This is a genomic window from Nonomuraea sp. NPDC049784, from assembly GCF_040659615.1.
Taxonomy (GTDB): domain Bacteria; phylum Actinomycetota; class Actinomycetes; order Streptosporangiales; family Streptosporangiaceae; genus Nonomuraea.
Genome location: NZ_JBFAMX010000743.1, coordinates 1 through 4,428, shown reverse-complemented (window position 1 = coordinate 4,428; position 4,428 = coordinate 1). Strand labels below are relative to the sequence as shown.

The following is a 4,428-nucleotide window of genomic DNA, read 5'->3' as shown; positions in this document are numbered from 1 at the left end:
GCTGCGGCTGCTGCTGGCGGCCGGCGCGCGCAACGTGGTCGTCTGCGACTACTTGGGAGCCGTGCACCGCGGGCGCGACGACCTCGACGAGTCGCTGCGCTGGATCGCCGACCACACCAACGCCGAAGGCTACTCGGGGGATCTGCGGGGGGCGGTCAAGGACGCCGACGTCTTCGTGGGGGTCTCCGCGCCGGGCATCCTGACCGGTGACGACATCGCCACGATGGCCAAGGACGCGGTGGTGTTCGCGCTGGCCAACCCGGAGCCCGAGGTGTCGCCCGACGACGCCCGCGAGCACGCGGCCGTGGTGGCCACGGGGCGGTCCGACTATCCCAACCAGATCAACAACGTGCTGGCCTTCCCGGGCGTCTTCCGCGGGCTGCTGGACGCGCAGGCGGGTGGGGTGACGCAGGAGATGCTGCTGGCCGCCGCCGGCGCCCTCGCCGCCGTCGTCACGCCGGAGGAGCTGGGTCCCAACTACATCATCCCCAGCGTGTTCCACCCCGACGTGGCGGCCGCCGTCGCGGCCGCGGTCCGTGAATCCGCCGGCGGGCGCGCCCGCGGCTTCACCGAGGCGTAAGTCTTCAACTCGTAGTCGTGCGGCGGGGTCTGGCCGAGGTCGCCCGCCGCACGTGGCTGGTGGTTTTCATCCGTTACGGCGGAGCCGGCTTGGCGCCACCCGCCGTCCAGGTTGAGGGCCTCCAGGGGGACGCCCGCTGACCCGCTCGTGGCCGGCCACCGTTACGGCGATCCTTTGACCGGCTCCGTGGCTCCCACCGGCCCGCCGTATGCGGTGTGCCGCCTGGTTCCGTGGTTCCCGCCGAGCCGCAGCATGCGTTGTGCTGCCCGGTTCGCGCGCCACGCCCGCCGCGTTGTGCCGAGCTCCGCCGCGCGCCCTCTCTCCGCACCGGCGCCCGAAACGTGTGCCCCTCTGCCCGCTCTCGGCCTTCGCGTCGGTGTGATGCGATGGACGGAGGATTACGCGGTCTGCGCCGTGACGGCGGGCATGAGGCGGTAGGTTTCCTGGAAGACCAGGTTGTGGGCGTCGCCTGCGGCGATCACTCGCAAGGTGTCGAGCTGCGCCTCAGCGTCCGCCGCGTCGAAGACGTTCATCGGCCAGTCACCGACCGTGTTGCCCCGCAGGTGCGGGTGGTGGAAGTCGCATCCGTAATGGGCCACGATGGCGATCGGCTGGACGTGGCAGGCGCGCTGCTCCGGCCACGTCAGCGACCACATCGCGTTCAGCCCGCCCTCGCGCGACCGGGTGACCCCGCTCGCCACCACTTCGCCGGTGCCGAGCAGCAGGTCGGCGTTGACCTCCTCGAGGGCTCGGCGCGCCACCGGGTCCAGCAACTCGGTGGCCGTGGCGAACAGGCGCTCCTTGTCCTCCCGCGAGACGGCCTGGCCGTGGATGCCGTCGCGAAGGTCGCAGAAGTGACGGATCAGGGCTTCGTTCATGGGAGTACACATGCCACCCCCCTTCCCCGCCGCCGGACGGCCAGACCACTTCTGTGAGCGGTCAGGCGGCCACGGGAGTGGGGCGCCCGGCCGGTCCCGGCCAAGACGCTCTCCTACATCCGGCGTGCTCGTGGCGGTCCAGGATCAGCCGAGCAGCTCCTGGATCCTGGCCCGTACGTCCTGAGTGTCGAGGCCGCGGACCGTGAGCGTCGTGCGGCGGCGTACGACGTCGTCCACCGTGGCCGCCCACTCGCTGTCGCGCGCGTAAACCGCCTGGGCCCAGATGTCGGGACCGTCCGGGTGGATGCGCTCGCCGAGCGCGGGTTCGTCGCGGATGAGCCGGGCCAGGTCGAACGCGATCGAGCCGTAATGCGTGGCCAGGTGCCTGGCCACCAGCGGGTCCATGCGCGCGCCCGGGTCGCGGTCGGTCCACAGGCGCATGGCCACCGCGTCGGGGCTGGCCAGGCCGGGGAGCGGCACGGCGGGCAGGATGTCGGCCAGGTCGTCGCCCAGCGGCTGCCCCGGCAGGTGGGCGAGCGTGTCGAGGACGTGCTTGCCGATGTGGCGGTAGGTGGTCCACTTGCCGCCCGCCACTGAGAGCATGCCGCCCGAGCCCCTGGTCACCACCGTCTCCCGTTTGGCCGCGGCCACCTGGCCGGGTCCGCCGGGCAGCACCCGCAGCCCTGCGAAGGCGTAGGTGATGTCCTCGCGTCTGAGCTGGGAGTCGCGTACCGCGTGGCCGGCCTCGTCCAGGATCTGGGCGATGTCGGCGTCGGTGGCGCTCACCGCGGCGGGGTCGCCCTCGTATGCCTCGTCCGTGGTGCCGAGCAGCAGGTGGTCCTCCCAGGGGATGGCGAACGACACCCGGTACTTGTCGATCGGCGTGGTCAGCGCGGCCTTCCACGGTTCGTGGCGGCGCAGGACCAGGTGGGCGCCCTTGGACAGCCGGATGCTCGGCGCCGCGTCCGGGTCCTCCATGCGCCGCAGGTGGTCCACCCACGGCCCGGTGGCGTTCAGCACGAGCCGGGCGGAGACGCCGAACTCGGTGCCGTCGAGCCGGTCGCGCAGGTCGGCCCCGGTGACGGTGCCAGCGACGGTGCCGCCCGTCTTGCGCAGTCCGACGACCTCGGCGTGGTTGAGTACGACGGCGCCCGCGTCCACGGCGGCCCGGACGGTCATGACCGCGACGCGGCTGTCGTTCATCTGGTGGTCGCCGTAGACGGCGGCGGCACGCAGCCCCGCGCTCCGCAGCGCGGGGACGCGCGCCATGGCCTGGTGGGGCGTGATCACCTTGCCCATGCCGTCGCCGAACACCGACAGCGCCGAGTACAGGAACACCCCCGCGCCCAGCTTGGCGGCGCCGTGCGGCCCGCCCTTGTAGATCGGCACCAGGAACGTCAGCGGCTTGACCAGGTGCGGCGCGATGTCGGCGGCCAGGGCGCGGCGCTCGCGGTGGTTCTCGGCGACCAGCCTGACGTTGCCGGTCTGCAGGTAACGCAGGCCGCCGTGGACGAGCTTGGAGGAGGCGCTGGAGGTGGCGCCGGCGAAGTCGCCCGCGTCGACCATGGCCACCCGCAGCCCCGCCTGCGCGGCCATCCAGGTCACCGACGTGCCGAGAATGCCGCCGCCGATCACGAGCAGGTCGTAGGCGGTGCGGGAGAGCTCCTCGCGGGTCTCCGCCCGGTCGGCGCCGGTCGTGGTCCTCATTTCCAGACTCCCTACTGCTCGACCCAGTCGAGGGTGCGGGCCACGGCCTTCTTCCAGTTGCGGTATTCGTGCTCGCGCGCGGCCTCGTCGATGGCCGGGCGCCATTCGGCGGCCTTGTGCCAGTTGGCGCGCAGGCTGTCGATGTCGGGCCAGTAGCCGGTCGCCAGCCCGGCGGCGTAGGCGGCGCCGAGTGCGGTCGTCTCGGCCACCATGGGCCGGATCACCGGCACCGCGAGCACGTCGGCGAGCGTCTGCATGAGCAGGTTGTTCGCAGTCATGCCGCCGTCGGCGCGCAGCGTGGTCAGGTCGAGCCCCGAGTCGGCGTTCATCGCGTCGACCACCTCGCGGGTCTGCCACGCCGTGGCCTCCAGCACGGCCCGCGCGATGTGCCCCTTGTTGACGAACCCGGTCAGCCCCGCGATCACCCCGCGCGCGTCCGACCGCCAGTGCGGCGCGAACAACCCCGAGAAGGCCGGTACGAAGTAGCAGCCGCCGTTGTCGTCGACCGTCCTGGCCAGGGTCTCGATCTCGGCCGCGCTGGAGATCAGGCCCAGGTTGTCACGCAGCCACTGCACCAGCGAGCCGGTGACCGCGATGGCTCCCTCCAGGGCATAGGTGGCAGGGCCGTCGCCGATCTGGTAGCCGACGGTGGTCAGCAGGCCGTGCTTGGAGACGACCGGCTCCTGGCCGGTGTTCATCAGCAGGAAGCTGCCGGAGCCGTAGGTGCTCTTGGTCTCGCCGGGCGCGAAGCACGTCTGCCCGAACAGCGCCGCCTGCTGGTCGCCGAGCGCCGAGGCGACCGGCACGCCTGCCGCGGTGTGCCCGTAGACCTCGGCGGACGGACGGATCTCCGGCAACATCGCGCGGGGCACGCCCAGCGCGGCGAGTAGCTCGTCGTCCCAGGCCAGCGTGTGGATGTTCATCAGCATCGTTCGGCTGGCGTTGGTCACGTCAGTGAGGTGCCGGCCGGTGAGGTTCCACAGCAGCCAGCTGTCCATCGTCCCGAACAGCACCTCGCCGCGCTCGGCCCGCTCCCGCAGCCCGGGGATCTCGTCCAATAGCCAGCGGATCTTCGGCCCGGAGAAGTAGGTCGTCAGCGGCAGCCCCGCCTTCTCCTTGAACAGCCCCTCGTGCTCGGCCAGCGCCCGGGTCAGCGGGGCCGTGCGGGTGTCCTGCCAGACGATCGCCGGGGGGGGGGGCCGGGGCGGCGGCCGCGCCCCCACCACCCGTGGGTCGCCGGGGGTGGTGTTTGCGTGGCGGCCG

At 72.4% G+C, this 4,428-nt stretch carries 4 protein-coding genes; 1 reads left to right on the top strand and 3 read right to left on the bottom strand.

The features are described 5' to 3' along the window. Positions 1–580: malic enzyme-like NAD(P)-binding protein (locus tag AB0J09_RS57420; protein ID WP_360711354.1), on the top strand; the 580-nt coding region annotated here is incomplete at its 5' end. Positions 581–978: 398 nt separating this feature from the next. Here the strand turns inward: AB0J09_RS57420 and AB0J09_RS57415 are convergent. From AB0J09_RS57415 to glpK, 3 genes are all read right to left on the bottom strand, one after another. Beyond that, positions 979–1,458, bottom strand: a complete 480-nt coding sequence (locus AB0J09_RS57415; RefSeq protein ID WP_360711351.1) for a hypothetical protein — start codon at positions 1,456–1,458, stop codon at positions 979–981. Between the two features lie 144 nt (positions 1,459–1,602). Further along, positions 1,603–3,165: a glycerol-3-phosphate dehydrogenase/oxidase gene (locus AB0J09_RS57410; protein ID WP_360711348.1), complete on the bottom strand. Its 1,563-nt coding sequence runs from the start codon at positions 3,163–3,165 to the stop codon at positions 1,603–1,605. Positions 3,166–3,176: 11 nt separating this feature from the next. Next, positions 3,177–4,428: glycerol kinase GlpK (glpK, locus tag AB0J09_RS57405; protein ID WP_360711345.1), on the bottom strand; the 1,252-nt coding region annotated here is incomplete at its 5' end.

What these genes read in the sequence shown, in the direction of transcription:
- AB0J09_RS57415 (WP_360711351.1), bottom strand. Translation starts at nt 1,458, where the DNA reads ATGAACGAAGCCCTGATCCGTCACTTCTGCGACCTTCGCGACGGCATC.
- AB0J09_RS57410 (WP_360711348.1), bottom strand. Translation starts at nt 3,165, where the DNA reads ATGAGGACCACGACCGGCGCCGACCGGGCGGAGACCCGCGAGGAGCTC.